The sequence below is a fragment of the Marinovum sp. 2_MG-2023 genome (assembly GCF_030548265.1).
Taxonomy (GTDB): Bacteria; Pseudomonadota; Alphaproteobacteria; order Rhodobacterales; family Rhodobacteraceae; genus Marinovum.
Genome location: NZ_JAUOSD010000010.1, coordinates 122,267 through 138,961 on the forward strand (window position 1 = coordinate 122,267; position 16,695 = coordinate 138,961).

A 16,695-nucleotide genomic window follows, 5' to 3' on the forward strand; every position below is an offset into this window, starting at 1 on the left:
TTCAGCAGCGATTTTTCGTTAGCGAAGCGTACCGATCCGGGAGTGGTTGATTTGCGACCTGGCGGGTTGGCTTTGGGGGATCAGTTGCAACAACGGGCGGCACTGGCGGCGCAGATACAACAGGGCAATCGGTACGAAAGGCCCCACCGCACTGATGGCAGATGCCAGAAAGTAGGCTGTGACATATCCCACTCCGGTGGCCACAAAATAGCCAAAGGCGCTAAAACCAATCAGGAAAATGCAGACGAGACCATTCATCAGGGGCGCCTTTTCGGATTCTTCCAGGAATGCGTCGGTTTGGAATTCATCGGCCATGTCATAACCTCCTTGGCAAAAGCGTGGATCGCTTGAAATTCTTCCTTACGATGCCGTGCCTCTGGATGTCGGAACAGACCGCCAAAGCATGGAAATGCAATGATAAAGGTTGGTGACCTATGCGTTGGCATAGGGCGGTGTGCGGCTTCGTTGCGACAGGGACGGCGGCGGGGGGGCGGCGGGGCGGGATATGCCAAAGCATAGCGGCATAACCTTCGGGGGATCGAAACTGTCTGTCATAACCGGGGTTTCGCCGCCGTGACCGTGCAATTTTCTACGCAGGTCGTTCGCGTTACCACAGCCGGTCACGCAACCCAGTTCAAATTACCAGAGCGAGGTTGGTTCATTGATTATATCGTTGTCCAAGCGCCGAGGTGCCTGTTTGGCACTTGCTACGGCGGTTTTGACGTCTGCTTTCGCCTATGAGGCGCAGGCAGGCGATTTCGGCATTGATTGGAGCACATTTGATTGGCCCGAAGGAACGCAGGGGCCCCTGGTCAGGACCCTGCGCGACCAATACGGGTTCGAAATTGATACCACGATCGAAATCTCCGGTCTGACGCAAAGCTTCTTCGATGGCACGAGAATTCACGATACGCCGGATGATCTGGGATTTTTCGGTGGCAATGTCGAATCGCTGGTTATCGTTTCGGATGCCAGAAGGGGCGAAACGCGGCGCGGTGAAAGCAGGGTCACGGCCCGCGTCGAGGCCAGCTCTGGTGGTATTGCGGTTGCGGTCGACAACCTCGAGATCGACATTCTCGATATTGATTCAACGGATAACAACAATTCCGGCGACCGCTGCGACTTTGTCACCGCGTTTGGGGACAACGGAAATCCGACCATGACCACCATTGGCAGCTCGCCAACGGTGGTGGTCGGCCCCGGTGCCGGTTCTGGCAGCACCGGCCCATTGCTGGCAAACGAAGCGCAATGTCTTTTCATTGACTCGCCTTTTGTGACGTCGCCGACCTCGAACAACAACAACAACGGCACGGTTCGGGCAATCTATCCCGACAACACATCGGCCATCGAAATCTGGTACGATGAAAGCATCGGCGAGGTGCGCGATTATCCGTCGTCGACCTCAAACAACCCTGGTGCGCGCGGGATCGGCCTGTTTGGCGAGGTGGTGTTTACCACCGATCAAAGCATAACACTTGCCCGCAATACAACACCGCCGACGGCGCTTCAGGGCGAGTCGATCACATTCGTTTATACGGTCACCAACAATGGTGAACTGCCGTTCAACACCGGCCAGGATGTGGTGATCGAAGACGATCTGGTTGGCACGGTCACCTGTCCGTCAATCGACGCGCCGCTGGCGCCGGGGGGCACGGTCACCTGTACTGCCAGCTATACCGTCACCGCCGCCGATGTCCTGACCGGCGCCATCGACAGCACCGCCACTGCCGGCGTGGGCAGCATTGGCCAGCCCTTTGTGTCCCGGCTGCAATCGAACCCGGAAAACGCCAGCATTGTCACCAACGTCCTGAGCAACAACACCGGTCCCCAGACCTGTACGCCGCAATCGGTCTTTTCCCAACCCCGGACACAATTGGCCGGATCGGGCAGCGCGGGCGCACTGACGACCTCGGATATCTTTGTGTTTGATAATGTCACCAATGATATCAACGGCAACGATGTGGATGTGGTGTTTCAGCTGACTTCGATCAATGACGCGATCAACGTCAATGTCGGAACCTCGCTTGAGGCGCGGATGGTGCCGGTGGATGATGGCTTTTTGAATTACCGCCTGCGGTTGGTTCAGGACGGTTCGGCCACGGCAGCCAATCCAAACGGTATTGCGGTCGAACAAAGCCGCATCAATGGCGTGATCATCCAACAGACGGACGTGGACAGCCGCGGCACCAATGATGACAGTTCGGATGTGGTTGGCCCATTGCTGGCGCCGGATGCGATTTCGCATTTCAACACGGCGCCCCTGGCGGGGTTCCCATCAAGCGGCCAGGCCATTTCCATGGACCCGGCCAAGACGGGCGACCCCACCAATTGGCTGGACGAACCCAACGAATCCAACTTCGACAACTACGCCACCTATGAATACAACACCTTTGTCGAGGCCGAGTTCATTCACGGCTATACCGGCAGCTCGACCAATTCGGCATCGCGCGGGTCTTCGATTCTGTTGTGTGCGGTCACCAATGTCTCGCCCAGCGTGGTGGCACAGGATGACGATTACACCGCTTCGCCGCTGAACACCCTTTTGGGGGGCACGGCGGGGGAAGTGTTGTCAAACGACACGATCAACGGATTGCCCGCAACCTTTCCGACCGCCACAATCGAAGTGCTGACGCCCGCGATTTCCCAAACCGCAGGCGACCCCGTGCCGGTGTTGGAAACCGCAGGGGCCGACGCAGGACGGGTGATTGTGCCGCCAAATGTGCCGGCCGGTGTCTATGAAATCGAATATGAGCTCTGCGATTCCGTCGATCCGACCCAATGCGACCGGGCCAAGGTCCGGGTGGCGGTGTTTGACGGGCTGGGCGTCGACTTTGGCGATGCGCCGGTCACCTATCTGCCCGCGTCGCATGGTGTGGCGCTTGGGACATCGTTGTATCTGGGGGCGATTCCGCCCGATATCGAGGCGATCAGCCAATCTGACGCCACCGCCACGGCGGATGACCTTCTTGGCACTGATGACGAAGATGCGGTGATCTTTCCGGTGCTGACCCAGGGTGTGATCAGTACGGTTGACGTGCCTGTTGTGGGTGCCGGGTATCTTCAGGCCTGGCTCGATTTCAACGGTGACGGGCTGTTCGAGGATACCTTGGATGAACGCATTGCATCGGATTTTCAGGATGACGGCACCGGCGCGGATAATGTCGCCGGGGATGGCGTGATCCAGATTGACGTGGCTGTGCCATCGGACGCCACCACATCGACCACCTATGCCCGGTTTCGGTATTCCAGCCTGATTGGCACGCCGGTCGCCGGTTTCGCCATCGACGGCGAGGTCGAGGATTATTCGTTGATCATCGCGGCGGCGGACCTGGTCGACCGGGGCGACGCCCCGGCCAGCTATGGCGACCCGCGCCATGTCGTGGTGCCCTCAATCTATCTTGGCTCGGGCCTGCCCGATACGGAAACCGATCCGCAAAACAGCGTGCTGGCCGATGCCGATGACCTTGCCGGGTTTGACGACGAGGACAGCATCGCAACCTTTCCCGTACTGGAGGCCGGAACCACCGTGCCGCTGACGGTTCAAACCCACGAAACGCTTAGTCTGCAACTGCCGCTGGGGATTCCTGTTGTGTCCGGTATCACCAACCTTCAGGTCTGGATCGACTGGGACCAAAGCGGCACATTCGAGCCGTCCGAACAGGTGGCCACCGATTACCGCGATGGCGGGGTTGGTGACACCGACGGCAGTTTCAACAACCAGATCAGCCTGGACATCGCCGTGCCGACCACAATCACCAGCGGGTTCACCTATGCCCGCGTGCGGTGGTCGACCTCAAGCGCGCTGACCTCTGACCCGTTTGATGGTTTGAACTTTGACGGCGAGGTCGAGGATTATCGCGTGACCCTGTCGAACCCCAGCGGCCCGCTGCAATGTTCCGACACGTTTTACATGATCGCAACGGAAACATCTTCGAACGTGCCGACCCTGTCCGAATTGCTGATCACTGAATCCGGCGGAACCTATACCCTGTCGCAAGATCTGCTGCCGCCTGACTACACCGGCAATTATCTTGTCACCGGTTGGGGCTTTAACGAGCTGGACGGCTATATCTATGGGGTGCGGCAAAGCCCGCGCAGTCTTATGCGGATCAATGCCGGCGGTCAGGTGCGCGAGGTCGCGGACCTGTCTTCCCTGGGCCTCGAAAGCCCCGATGCCAGCTCTGACATCCTGCCAAACGGGGTCATGGTCTATATGGTCGGGGGCAATTTCGGGCGCTATCAGCTGCTTGATATCTCGGACCCGTCAAACCCGGTGAACCTGGGGGTTTTGGAGACCGGCCAGAACACCATCTATGGCCGCGACATCGCCTATAATCCGCGCGACGGGCTGATGTATTTCATCGACCCCAACCGGGACGTCTATACCTTTGATCCGCTGGGCGGAACGCCCGGATCGACGTCGATCAACCTGGTGGGCAATGTGCCTTTGCCTGCGGGCATCTTCTCGATCGATTCAGATTCGGTGTGGTTTGATGGCTCGGGCTTTCTCTATGCCTTTGACAACCAATCGCGGCAGGTCTTTGCCGTCGAAGTCGGCGAAGAAGGCAACCGCCCGGCCAGCTTCTCTTTCATCGAGGTGGAGGGCCCGGTTTCGGATCTGACCTATCAGGGCAACGATGGGGCCTCTTGTCGGGCGCCGGGGCCGTTTGTCTCGACCGTCTTTGTCGAAGGGTCGATTGCCGGCACGCTCTATGAGGACAACAACGACAATGGCACGCGTGACACAGGCGAACCCACCCTTCCGGCGGGGATCACTGTGCAGCTTTATGATGACAACGGCACGCCCGCCGACATCTCGGACGACATCTTTTCCGGCAGTGCCGAAACCGCTGCGGATGGATCATATGTCTTTGCCCAGGTGGATGCGACGCGGACCTGGCGGATCGAGGTCGATCAGGCCGATCCCGATATTCCCGCAGGTCATGTCGTTTCGACCACGAACCCGATCACCGGGGTCACAGTCACCCAAGGGGTCGAAACCAGCGATCAGGACTTTGGCTTTCGCGTAGGCACGCCCCAGGCCGATCTGTCCCTGACCAAAGCGGCCTTTGACAGCAGCGGTACGCCCATCGGGCTGGCCATGGTTGGGAGCGATGTCGACTTTGTGCTGCGCGTGACCAATGATGGCCCCGCTCCGGCGACGGGTGTGCAGGTCCGCGATCTGATCCCCAGCGGTTTCACCTATGTCTCTGATGATGCTGCCGCCCAGGGCGACAGCTATGACAGCGGCACTGGTGTCTGGGTGGTGGGTGACGTGGCCAATGGCGCGACCGAAACGCTGACCATTCGTGTCACCATGAGCGCCGCCGGCGATCACACCAATGCCGCCGAAATCATCGCCTCGGATCAGGCCGATCCCGACAGCGACCCCGCCACTGGCGCGCTGACCGATGATCTGGGCGACGGGGTGGCCGATGACGACGAGGCCAGCGCCACCGTGGTGCTTGACGGCACCGGCGCGACGCTTTCGGGTGTGGTGTTCCTTGACCATGGCGGCGTTGGCGGCACCGGCACGGCCTATGACGGGGTGCAGGACGCAAATGAACCCGGCACCGGCGCGGCAAAGATCGAGATCTTTGACAGCACCGGCACGCTGGTCGGCAGCCCGGTTGTGGCCGCTGATGGGGCGTGGTCGCTGACCCTGCCAGAAGGTTTCAGCGATCAGGTCACTGTGACCGTGACCCCATCGACAGGCTATTGGGTGGTGTCGGAAGATCCGCGCAGCCCCCCGGGTCTTGTCAATGCGGATCCGCTGGACGGCAGCTATAGCTTCCAGCCGGGGCAGGGCGCCGATTATACCGATCTGCGCTTCGGTTTGATCAAAGGCGCGCGGCTGAGCGAAAGCCAACAGGCGGCCACCCGTGCCGGCCAGGTTGTCGCGCTGCGCCACGATTATATTGCGGATGCCCAGGGGACGGTGCAATTCTCGACAGCGGTGATCGGGCAGACCGCGCCGGGGCTGTTTGCGGTGGCGTTGTTTTATGACACCGCCTGTGATGGCACCCCGGTGACAGCGGTAAGCGGGCCGGTTGCCGTGACAGCGGGCATGCGCATCTGTCTTGTGGCGCGGGTCACGGCCTCGGCCGCGGCGGCGCCGGGATCCTCCATCGCCTTTGATCTGGTGGCGGATACGAGTTACGGGGTCACCGGTCTGACGGAACAGCTTCGCAACTCCGATGTGGTGCGTGTCGAAGGATCGGATGGGCGTCTGCAACTGCGCAAGACCGTGCGCAACATCACCCAAGGCACGCCCGAAGGCGTCAGCAACGGGGCCACTCTGGGCGATGTGCTGGAATACCGCATCTATCTGGAAAACCCCGGCAATCTTCCCGCAGCCGAGATCGTGATCCATGATCGTACGCCGCCCTATACATCGCTGGCCGGGGCCGTTCCCAGCCCGGTGAATGTGGGTGCGGATGTGGTGTGCACGCTGGCGGAACCAGCCAGCAACACCGCCGGCTATGCGGGGTCGTTGCGCTGGGAATGTACCGGCACCCATGCGCCGGGCGCGACAGGCTCGGTGGCCTTTCAGGTGGCGATCTCGCCCTGAGGGCGGCCACCTGACCCACGACAGATTGAGCAAGGCCGCCCTTCCACGGGCGGCCTTATGCGTTTTGAGCGGTCAGGGGTGTGGTTTTCAGATTGTGTTTACAAGACATGATATTCGTCTGACAAGTTGCCGCAAGAGATACATGGAGAACTTCGGAATGCGCGACACCCCCAAAAAACCCGCTGATACATTGCGCAGCGCCCGCTGGCTTAACCGTGATGATTTGCGGTCCTTTGGGCATCGGTCGCGGCTGCTTCAAATGGGGCTGGATCAGGAGGATTGGCAGGACAAGCCGATTATCGGCATTTTGAACACCTGGTCACAGATGAACCCATGCCATATGCATTTTCGCGACCGGGCCGATGATGTTCGCAAGGGCGTGTTGCAGGCCGGTGGCTTACCTGTTGAAATCCCTACGATTTCCGTTGACGAGACATTTACCAAACCCACCTCGATGCTGTATCGCAACCTTCTGGCGATGGAGGTGGAAGAGACAATCCGCTCGCATCCTCTGGACGGTGTTGTCCTTATGGGCGGATGTGACAAATCCACCCCCGGGCTTGTCATGGGGGCCCTGACGGCGGGTATTCCGATGATTTTCCTGCCAGCCGGGCCGATGTTGCGCGGGCATCATGCGGGCAAGGTTCTTGGGTCCGGGTCGGATGCCTGGAAGTTTTGGGATGACCGTCGCGCCGGTAAGGTCAGTGAAAAGGAATGGGCCGGTGTCGAAGGCGGGATCGCCCGGTCGTACGGGCATTGCATGACCATGGGAACGGCGTCGACCATGACGGCGATTGTGGATGCGATGGGCCTTTGCCTGCCGGGCGCATCGTCAATTCCTGCAGCAGATTCAGGGCACAAGCGGATGTCGACCCAAACAGGTCGCATGATCACCGAAATGGTGTGGTCCGACACCACGCCTGCCGCGGTTCTGGATGATTCCTCTATCCGCAACGCGATTATCGTCGCGATGGCGATGGGATGTTCGACCAATGCGGTGGTGCATGTGTTGGCCATGGCGCATCGTGCGGGGATCGCGCTTTCGCTTGATGATTTCGACCGTCTGGGCCGCGAGATTCCGGTAATTGCAAATGTGCGCCCATCGGGCAAAGGCTATCTGATGGAGGATTTCTATTATGCCGGCGGGTTGCCCGGGCTGATGTCGCGGCTGACAAGCAAGCTGGATCTTGAGGCGAAAACCGTTACTGGTCAATCACTTGGCGATACTCTGCAAGAGGCCCGGGTGTACAACGACGATGTGATCCGCACGGTGGATACCGCCGTCTATCCCGAAGGTTCAATCGCGGTGGTGCGGGGCAATCTTGCCCCGGACGGTGCCGTGATCAAACCCGCGGCCTGTGATCCGAAATTTTACAAGCACACCGGGCCGGCGCTGGTGTTTGACTCCTATCCCGAGATGAAGGCGGCGGTGGAAGACGACGATCTGGATGTGACGCCGGATCATGTCATGATTTTGCGCAATGCCGGGCCATTGGGCGGGCCGGGCTTTCCTGAATGGGGAATGCTGCCGATTCCCAACAAACTTGTAAAACAGGGACACCGCGACATGTTGCGGATTTCCGATGCGCGCATGTCGGGCACGTCTTATGGCGCATGTATTCTGCATGTTGCGCCGGAATCCTTTGTGGGCGGGCCTTTGGCCTTGGTCCAGACCGGCGATATGATCCATTTTGACATGGAAAACCGCCAACTTGACCTGATGATAAGTGCCGAGGAAATGGCCCGGCGCAAGGCCGAATGGCAGCCCCCTGCGCCGAATTTTCAGCGCGGATATGGCTGGATGTTCGCCCAACATGTCAATCAGGCGAACGAAGGCTGTGATTTCGATTTCCTGTCACGAGATTTTGGGGCCGCTGCGGGCGAACCCGACATCTATTGACGGCGCGGGCATTTACAACGCCCGTATGGTTGCAAAATATATACTGAAAAGCGCGACAGGGGCGGTGTTTGGCCCCTGTCGCGTTGTCATTTAGCGGCGGGGTTTGACCCGCTCTGCAAGGGCGCTGGTCGCCTGGGCCAATAATCCGGTATCTGTGCCACAGGCAACGAATGTGAATCCTTCCCCGATCAATTTGGCGGCAAAATCGGGATCGGTGACCAATGTGCCGACCGGAATACCTTTTTCCATCAATGCTTTGGCGACGGGCAAGATTTCGGCCCAGACCGCATCGTCCAGCGGTCGCCCCAAAAGGCCCATATCGGCGGCGATGTCAGCGGGTCCGAAAAAGATACCATCCACCCCGTCCACCGCAGCGATTTCCAGCGCCTTTCCAAGCGCCTCGCGGGTTTCAAGTTGTAAAAGAACCGCCGTTTCCGTTTCGACCCGCGCGGCATAATCCTCGACGCGCCCGAATTTGTTCGCGCGGGTCGAACCTGACACGCCCCTGATGCCATGCGGGGGATAGCGGGTGGCGGCGACGGCGCTTTTGGCTTCTTCGACGGATTGCACCATGGGAAACAACAGGCCCTGAACCCCCAGATCCAGAAGACGTTTCACCGCCACCGGGTCATTGGCTTCTGGCCGGACCAGCGCGACCGTGGGGCTGGAGGCAAAAACGTGTAACTGGCTCATAACGCTAAGATAATCATTTGCGGAATGTTCCATGTCTATCAATGCCCAGTCGAAGCCGGCCCAAGCGGAAATCTCTGCCGCGACGGGGCTGCACATTGAAATCCACAGGCCGCATTGTGCGTTTCCCGCGGCAATACCGTGGACGAACTGGTTCTTGACCAATTTCATGAAATCCTCGCTTTGATGTTGTGAATACAGGTCGGGCGGACCGGCTATTGCGTGCCGCTGGCCCCGAAAACCCGCTCGATCCCCTTTTGCAGGGCGACGGACATGGTATTGCGCGCCTTTTCGGGATCGCGCGCGGCAATTGCTTCGTAAATTTGTACGTGTTCCTGCACGGAATCCGCACGGTGGCGGGCCGCCGACATGGACGAGAGCGATCGGATCAGGTTGATGCTGAAAAGCACCTGCGGTTTCATCGCTTCGATTGTGATCACAAAGAAACGATTGCCCGTGGCCTGCGCGATGGCCAGATGAAAGGCGAAATCTTCTTCCAGCCCTTCCTGCATGCCCACTTTGGCGGCCTTCAGGTTTTGCAGGGTGCGGTGAAGCTCTGCAAAGCTGCTTTCCGTGCCGTGCATTGCGGCCTGTGCGGCGGCCTCACACTCAATCCCGCGGCGAAAATCCATACATTTTCGCACGTCTTGAATATCTTTGAGCGGCCCAAAGGATATAGAGCCGGTCGCCCGTCTGGACACAAAAGACCCCGATCCCTGCCGGGATTCGACCAGCCCCTCGTTGCGCAAACGGCTGAGCGCCTGGCGCAAAACGGGGCGCGACACCTTGTATTCCAGGGCAAGGTCATTTTCGCTGGGCAGGCGGGAATTTTCGGCAAATGCACCTGTGGTGATCAGCTCGTGCAGGGCCTCATAGACCGTATCGCTAAGAGATCCGCGGTTTGCTGTCATACCCTGTGCGCCCATCTGTTGCCTACACCTGTTGCGATGCGCGGCAGTGTCCAGCCGGAGGTTTGCCCGCGTCCATCGAAAAATACAGGTTTTTCCATATTCTTACAAGTCTTGATCCCGGTTCAGGTAAAAATTTCATGATCCACAACGATGAACTCGCCTTAAACCGCCATAATGTCATGGATTTGGGTGATTTTCGTCGCGATACGCGCAAACTCAGCTTTCTGCCGCTCTAGGCAATAGGGCGCGTCAGGTTGAAGAATTTTTACATGTTGATTTATTTGTATAAGCAAACTACAAGGTTGTTAGTTTACTTGAAAACTATTGGGAGGAATAGAATGCGATCCACATTTACCGCCGCATTGGCAGCCGCAGTTGTCGGTCTTGGCGCGCAGGCGCAGGCCGAATACCCCGAAAAGCCGGTGAAGATCATCATTCCGTTTGGGGTTGGTGGATCGACAACCGCAATTGTGCGGTCGCTGGCCGAATACCTTGAGTCCGCCTTGGGCGAAGATGTTGTCATTACCAATGTGAACGGCGCCGGCGGTTCCGTTGGCCTGATCCAGGCGATGAAGGCCAAGCCCGATGGGTATACAATCGGCATGTATGCCGACAATCTGCCGGTTGCGATGGCGCTGGGGCAAAGCCGGCCACAGATCGGCGATTACGTGCCCGCCTGCATGATTGCCAAGCTTGTGCTGGGCCTTGCCGTGCGCGGCGATGGCGGCGATCTTGAAACATTGGGCGCGCTGAACGCGCAGGCCAGCGACAGCCCCGGCGACGTCGGAATGGCGATCGGGCTTGGGACATTGGCGCAATTTGCCGGACAGGCCTATATCAACGAATCCGGTGCCGACCTTCGACTTGTCAACGTCGGGGACGGCGCGGCCAAGCTTGCGTCGGTCATCGGTGGGCACGTGCCGGCAACCATCGCGCCGGTTGCCGGGCTTATGGGGGCGCATCGCGGCAATCAGGTCAAGATCGTCGCAGTCATGCATGATGAACGTTTGGATTTTCTGCCCGATGTGCCAACGGTCGGCGAAGAGATCGGCACCGATGTGGCAATGGCCAACTCCCTGGCTTTCGTCGTGCCGCCCGAAACGCCGGAAAGCGTCATTGACACCTTCTGCTCGGCTGTGAAGGAAGCGGGCGAAGACCCTGAATTTGCCAAGAAAATGTATTCTCTCGGTGTCACTTGGTCCTACCGCGAAGCGGATGGATTGACGGATTACATCCGCGAAACAGAAGCTGCGATGTCCGACATCGGTGCCTCGTTGAAAGAGAAATAAATCGCTGGCCGCCTTCTTTGGCTGCCCCTTCGGGTGGCCTTTGGGGCGGTCAGATCCTTGTGACGCGCCGGGTTTTCGGGAACATGTGAATATGAGCAACTACGATCGTTGGGTGGGCCTGGTTGGCATTGCCTTTTCCTTGGGATTGATCTTTTCCTCATTCGGTATCGAGACACCGGAATGGGGCGATGTGGTGGGGCCGACATTTTGGCCCCGGCTGTTGTGCGCGGGGTTGCTGGCGGTCTCGGTATTTCTGGTCATCAAACCGGATCCAGACGGCGCATCCGCCGGGGCGATCGGGTTTCGCCATTTCTTCGCGTTTGGCGCGGCCGCGCTTTATGTCCTGGCTCTGCCCATACTTGGATTTCTGATCGTGACGCCGGTGTTCATTGCATTCGGCTATCTGGCCGTTGGCGCAAACACCTCGCGGCGGCGGATCGGTGAGGCCCTTTTTGCCGCGGCGGCGGGCACGGCGGCCATCTACCTTGTCTTTCAGGTTCTCCTGGAAACCCAATTGCCCAGCGGGCAGCTTTTTTAGCCTTCGGAGACCATGAGATGCCAGGAGATTCTGCTATTTTAGAGGCGCTTGCGCTTGTCACCTCGCCCATGATGTTGCTTGTGATCGGGCTAAGCGTTGTGGGGGGGATCGTTGTCGGCGCCATTCCGGGGCTGACGGCCACGATGGCGCTGGCCCTGTTGATCCCGGTGTCCTATTCGCTGCCGCCGGATCAGGGGATTGCGATGATGGTCGCGGTCTATGTCGGCGGCATTTCGGCGGGGGCGTTGACCGCGATCCTTATTCGCATGCCGGGCACGCCGGCGGCGGTTGCGACGGTGGCCGATGGGTTCCCGATGGCGCAACAGGGCCGCGCCGGTCAGGCCATCGGCAATGCGGTTGTCGCATCCTTTGCCGGTACGGTGATCAGTGGCGTCTGTCTGGTGCTGTTTGCGCCGACACTGGCCGATTTTGCGGTAAAGTTCTTTTTCTCCGAAATTGTGGCGGTCGCGATTTTTGGTCTGACCGCCGTGATTGCCGTATCGGGCAAGACGCTGTCGCGGGGGCTGTTCACCGCGCTGCTGGGGATGTTGATCGCGACATTCGGCGTGTCGACCGTTGACGGCATATCCCGATTTGATTTCGGCAACACCAACCTGCAAAGCGGTATCGGCCTGATGCCGATGCTGATCGGCATGTTCGCGGTGTCCCAACTGATGAAAACCACCTCTGACAGCCAACGCCCGTCACAGGCACATTTGGACTCCGGGCCGATCTATCCGCCGCTTGGCGACATTGTCGGAAACACCACCAATTACATCCGCTCCAGCCTGATTGGCACGATCATCGGGGTCATTCCCAGCCTGGGCAGCGGGGTCGCTGGTCTTGTGTCTTATGCGCAGGCGCGCAATGCCTCTAAAACGCCAGAGAAGTTTGGCACCGGCCATGTGCCCGGCATTATCGCATCAGAGGCCGCCAACAATGCCGCCATTGGCGGGGCGCTGATCATCGCGCTGACCTTGGGCATTCCGGGCGATCCACCGACGGCCATTCTGTTGGGCGCGCTGATGATCCACGGGGTCGACACGGGGCCGATGCTGTTCGAAAACAACTCGGGTCTGGTGTATTCGATCTACTTCTCGCTGTTTGCCAGCAGCGTGCTGATGATGATCTTTCTCCTGGCCTTTGGCCGCTATATTGCCAAGGTGACGCGGATTCCGAACCGCATTCTGTCACCAATCATCTTTGCGCTCTGTGTGGCCGGTGTCTTTTCCGGCAACAATCTGACCTTTGACCTTGGTGTAATGCTGGTGTTCGGGCTTGTCGGGTTTCTGCTGGATCGCGGGGGGTTTCCGTTGGCGCCTTTCATCATCGGTTTTCTTCTGGGGCCGCTGATCGAAGACAATTACCGGCGCTTGATGTCGTTTGGCGGGCTGGAAGATTTCGTTACGCGCCCGATCTCGGCCATCTTTCTGGCGCTGGCCATTGCGTCGCTGTTGTATTCCTTCTGGAAGCGCAAGTCGCAGGCCGCGGTCCGTGCCTAGCCACCCCATGCGCCGTACCTTCACCCACGTTTCCTTCGACTGAGGTTCCCCATGCAAAAGAGTGACATTATGCCGGAGCCCGCCGCCCAACCCCGGTCCGACACCCCCAAGGATCAAAACATCGGGCTGATTGGTGTCGGCATCATGGGGCGCGGCATTGCCAGAAATCTGGCGCAGGCGGGGTTCACGGTGCACGCGCTGGACACACAGCCACAGGCGGTGGCCGATCTGGCACCCTATGGTGTGAAACCGGCGGCCGATCTGTCCCGTCTGGTGGCGGATTGCCGGACTGTCATCACATGCCTGCCGACGCAAACGGCGGTGGAGCAGGTCTATCTGGGGGACGAGGGGCTGTTGTCGCTGGCTGATATCCCTACGGATTTCATTGATTGTTCGTCCACCGATCCCGCCCTGGCCCGCACCATCGGTGGCCGCGCATCGGCCGCCGGGCATCAGCTTATGGATGCGCCGATGTTGTTGGGGGGCAAGGCCGCGTGGGAGGGGACCGTGACGCTGATCGTCGGCGGCCCGGCCGAGGTCATCGCCCGCTGCACCCCGGTTTTGGCGGCCTTTTCGGCCAAGCAGATCCATGCAGGCGGGCTGGGGTCCGCCCATGAAATCAAGGCGATCAACAACGCCGTCACATTGGCCAACCACACCATACTGTCAGAGGCGTTTTCGGTGGCGATGTCGTCGGGTATTGATCTGAAAACGCTGGTCGAGGTGATGCAAAGCAGCATGGCCAATTCAAGCAAGCTGCACGATCTGAGCGCGCGTGTGCTGAACGACAATTATGAAAAAACCATCTCTTTTGTCACCGCCAGCAAGGATGCCGCCAATTTTGTCCGCATCGCAGAGCGTCTTGGTGCGCGGGCGGATGTGTCAAAAGCGGTTTTGGGCAGCCTGACCGATATGGGCAGGGCCGGCGATCCGACCGACACGATCACCCGCATGCCAGAGCGGTTGATGTCCTGTCGTGCGGACCCGGTCAAAGATGGCTGATTGCGCCATGCCACCACCAAACCCGACCCGGATGCCCGCGACCTGCCCGAAAATGGAACCAACGCCATGAAAAATTTTCTGTTTCTTCTGTCCGATGAACATAACGCCAGTATCACCGGCTGTTACGGGCATCCGATTGTCCAGACGCCAAACCTTGATCGGTTGGCCGCGGGGGGCACCCGGTTTCAATCCGCCTATTGCAACAGCCCGATTTGCGTGCCGTCGCGCACCGCGCTGGCGACCGGGATGCACCCGCATCAGACGCGGTCATGGGACAATGCGACGCCTTACACCGGCGCGCAGCAAAGCTGGCATCACGTCATGCGCGACAATGGCGTCGATGTTGCCTCGATCGGCAAACTGCATTTTCGCGGCGGCGACGACTATGGTTTTACCGAGGAGCTGTTGCCGCTGCACGTCGTCGACGGCAAGGGCGATCTGAAGGCGATTGTCGCCAGACAGAGCACCAACAGCCGCAAGGACACCTCGAAACTGGCGGCCGATGCCGGACCGGGCGAAAGCAGCTATCAGGCCTATGATCGCGCGATTGCCGCACAGGCGCGAGAGTGGATAGAGGCGCGTGCCGCCCGTGGCGATGACCGCCCCTTTACGCTTTTCGTCAGTTTCGTCATGCCGCATTTTCCGCTGATCGCACCGCAGGAATATTACGACCTCTATGCCGGGTATTCGCTGGAGGAACTGTCGCAAGGTCTGTGTGCCGCGCCGTCGGATCATCCGACCATGGTCCAGATCCGCACCTTCATGGATTATGACCGGCATTTCGACGATGAATCCCGGGCCCGGGCCCTGCGCGCCTATTTCGGCATGGTCACGATGCTGGACGCCCTGATCGGTACGGTTCTGAAAACGCTGGAGGATAGCCCCTTTGCCAAGAACACCGGCATCCTCTACAGCTCTGATCATGGGGACAATCTTGGCAATCACGGCCATTGGGGCAAGTCGGTGATGTATGACGATTCCGCCGCTGTGCCCATGATCCTGGCGGGGCCGGGGGTGCCGCAAAACCATGTGGCGCAAACGCCTGTGTCCTTGATTGATGTGGCCCCCACCGCGTTGCGGGCTGTCGGGCTGGAAACGCAGGCCGCGACCTATCAGGGGCAGTCGCTGTTCGAGATTGCCCGCCATGCGCTGCCGGACCGTGCGGTCCTGGTGCAATACCATGCGGCGGGGGCCCCGACGGGGGTGTTCATGATCCGCAAGGGGGATTGGAAATATGTCTATTTCTCAGGCGCGGCGGCGCAATTGTTCAACCTGGCCGATGACCGGGACGAGGTGCACGACAGGGCAAGTGACCCGGAATGTGCCGCGATCCTTGCGGAACTGGAGGGCGAGTTGCGGGCGATCTGTGATCCTGATGCGGTGACACGACAGGCGTTTGCGGACCAACAGGCGGTGATCGACCTGAACGGCGGGCCCGATGCGATTTACAAGACCCGCGACATTCCGTTCACGCCCGCACCGGTCTGAGGGGGCTTGGGCGACTGGATCAAGGAGAGGCCACAATGCACGACGCCGTAAAACATGTGAAAACAGCCGACGGGGACATGCCGGTCGAGGTCTTTACCCCGACCGAGACAGGCACCTGTCCCGGAATCATTTTCTTTATGGATATCTTTGGGTTCCGCGACGAGCTTCGACAGATGTGTCGCCGGTATGCGGCGGCGGGGTATGCGGTGTTTCTGCCCGGTTTGTTCTATCGTCAGGGCAACCCGTGCTTTCAGCCCACCATCCAGCCGGGGGATGGCGCACCGGCCGACGCGGCGGCCCTGAACGACGCTCTGACCACAGAGATGACCGCCGCCGACACCGCCAGTTTGATCCAACAGGTCACCCAGCTGACGAAGGTGCAGGTGCCGGCCTTTGGCACCGTGGGATATTGCATGGGCGGACGGCACGCGATTGCCAGTGCAGCGCATAACAAGCGCGATGTGCGCGCCGCTGCATCGCTGCATGGCGGTCGGCTGATCAACGCGACGCCGCATTCGATGGAAAAGCTGATCGGCGAGGTCGAGGCAGAGCTGTTCTTTGGATTTGCCAAGGACGATCCGACCTGTCCGCCCGCGCATCAGGCCAGCATAGAACAGACCCTGGCCGCGTCATCAACGCCGGGCCGGGTTGAATATTTTGACGCGGCGCACGGCTGGACCTTTCCAGAGCGGTACTGCTTTGACGCAGCCGCCGCAGAGCGCAGTTGGGACTGCGTGCTGGAACTGTTCGGCCGGCGCCTATAGGCCCGGCCTGTTTCTGTTCCAAATCAGCGGTTTGGGCGCA

At 59.6% G+C, this 16,695-nt stretch carries 11 protein-coding genes; 8 read left to right on the forward strand and 3 right to left on the reverse strand.

What is annotated here, in order from left to right:
* Nucleotides 1-18: 18 nt before the first annotated feature.
* The gene (locus tag Q4577_RS13125; protein WP_303469678.1) at nt 19-315 is read right to left on the reverse strand and encodes a hypothetical protein; all 297 of its coding nucleotides are present in this window, start codon (nt 313-315) and stop codon (nt 19-21) included.
* A 382-nt stretch (nt 316-697) separates the two neighbouring features.
* On the opposite strand from Q4577_RS13125, the gene Q4577_RS13130 reads away from it, so the two are divergent.
* Together Q4577_RS13130 and araD are read left to right on the forward strand one after the other, a co-directional pair.
* Nucleotides 698-6,571 carry a GEVED domain-containing protein gene (locus tag Q4577_RS13130; protein WP_303469679.1) on the forward strand — a complete coding sequence of 1,958 codons (5,874 nt, stop codon included), beginning with the start codon at nt 698-700 and terminating at the stop codon, nt 6,569-6,571.
* A 157-nt stretch (nt 6,572-6,728) separates the two neighbouring features.
* Nucleotides 6,729-8,471: an L-arabinonate dehydratase gene (gene araD, locus Q4577_RS13135; RefSeq protein ID WP_303469680.1), complete on the forward strand. Its 1,743-nt coding sequence runs from the start codon at nt 6,729-6,731 to the stop codon at nt 8,469-8,471.
* 90 nt (nt 8,472-8,561) lie between these two features.
* Here araD and Q4577_RS13140 read toward each other — a convergent pair whose 3' ends face one another.
* Both Q4577_RS13140 and Q4577_RS13145 read right to left on the reverse strand, forming a co-directional pair.
* On the reverse strand, nt 8,562-9,332 hold the full coding sequence (locus Q4577_RS13140) for an HpcH/HpaI aldolase/citrate lyase family protein (protein ID WP_303469681.1): 771 nt from the start codon (nt 9,330-9,332) through the stop codon (nt 8,562-8,564).
* 44 nt (nt 9,333-9,376) lie between these two features.
* Nucleotides 9,377-10,072: a FadR/GntR family transcriptional regulator gene (locus Q4577_RS13145; RefSeq protein ID WP_244690537.1), complete on the reverse strand. Its 696-nt coding sequence runs from the start codon at nt 10,070-10,072 to the stop codon at nt 9,377-9,379.
* Nucleotides 10,073-10,410: 338 nt separating this feature from the next.
* Here Q4577_RS13145 and Q4577_RS13150 point away from each other — a divergent pair, with 338 nt between their 5' ends.
* The 6 genes from Q4577_RS13150 to Q4577_RS13175 all read left to right on the forward strand — a co-directional run bounded on the left by Q4577_RS13150 (nt 10,411) and on the right by Q4577_RS13175 (nt 16,655).
* Entirely contained in the window at nt 10,411-11,361 is a 951-nt protein-coding gene (locus Q4577_RS13150) for a tripartite tricarboxylate transporter substrate binding protein (protein WP_303469682.1), read from the forward strand.
* Between the two features lie 91 nt (nt 11,362-11,452).
* Nucleotides 11,453-11,899 carry a tripartite tricarboxylate transporter TctB family protein gene (locus tag Q4577_RS13155; protein WP_303469683.1) on the forward strand — a complete coding sequence of 149 codons (447 nt, stop codon included), beginning with the start codon at nt 11,453-11,455 and terminating at the stop codon, nt 11,897-11,899.
* A gap of 17 nt (nt 11,900-11,916) precedes the next feature.
* Nucleotides 11,917-13,401, forward strand: a complete 1,485-nt coding sequence (locus Q4577_RS13160) for a tripartite tricarboxylate transporter permease (protein WP_244690544.1) — start codon at nt 11,917-11,919, stop codon at nt 13,399-13,401.
* Between the two features lie 69 nt (nt 13,402-13,470).
* Nucleotides 13,471-14,403, forward strand: coding sequence for an NAD(P)-dependent oxidoreductase (locus Q4577_RS13165; RefSeq protein WP_303469684.1), 933 nt, complete (start codon nt 13,471-13,473; stop codon nt 14,401-14,403).
* Nucleotides 14,404-15,891: a sulfatase-like hydrolase/transferase gene (locus Q4577_RS13170; protein ID WP_303469685.1), complete on the forward strand. Its 1,488-nt coding sequence runs from the start codon at nt 14,404-14,406 to the stop codon at nt 15,889-15,891.
* A gap of 35 nt (nt 15,892-15,926) precedes the next feature.
* On the forward strand, nt 15,927-16,655 hold the full coding sequence (locus Q4577_RS13175; protein WP_303469686.1) for a dienelactone hydrolase family protein: 729 nt from the start codon (nt 15,927-15,929) through the stop codon (nt 16,653-16,655).
* The last annotated feature ends 40 nt before the right edge of the window (nt 16,656-16,695 follow it).

Bases quoted from the DNA above. Each gene is read 5' to 3' on its own strand.
- Q4577_RS13155 (WP_303469683.1), top strand. From the start codon at position 11,453: ATGAGCAACTACGATCGTTGGGTGGGCCTGGTTGGCATTGCCTTTTCC.
- Q4577_RS13145 (WP_244690537.1), bottom strand. From the start codon at position 10,072: ATGACAGCAAACCGCGGATCTCTTAGCGATACGGTCTATGAGGCCCTG.
- Q4577_RS13175 (WP_303469686.1), top strand. From the start codon at position 15,927: ATGCACGACGCCGTAAAACATGTGAAAACAGCCGACGGGGACATGCCG.
- araD (WP_303469680.1), top strand. From the start codon at position 6,729: ATGCGCGACACCCCCAAAAAACCCGCTGATACATTGCGCAGCGCCCGC.
- Q4577_RS13140 (WP_303469681.1), bottom strand. From the start codon at position 9,332: ATGAAATTGGTCAAGAACCAGTTCGTCCACGGTATTGCCGCGGGAAAC.
- Q4577_RS13165 (WP_303469684.1), top strand. From the start codon at position 13,471: ATGCCGGAGCCCGCCGCCCAACCCCGGTCCGACACCCCCAAGGATCAA.
- Q4577_RS13150 (WP_303469682.1), top strand. From the start codon at position 10,411: ATGCGATCCACATTTACCGCCGCATTGGCAGCCGCAGTTGTCGGTCTT.
- Q4577_RS13125 (WP_303469678.1), bottom strand. From the start codon at position 315: ATGGCCGATGAATTCCAAACCGACGCATTCCTGGAAGAATCCGAAAAG.
- Q4577_RS13160 (WP_244690544.1), top strand. From the start codon at position 11,917: ATGCCAGGAGATTCTGCTATTTTAGAGGCGCTTGCGCTTGTCACCTCG.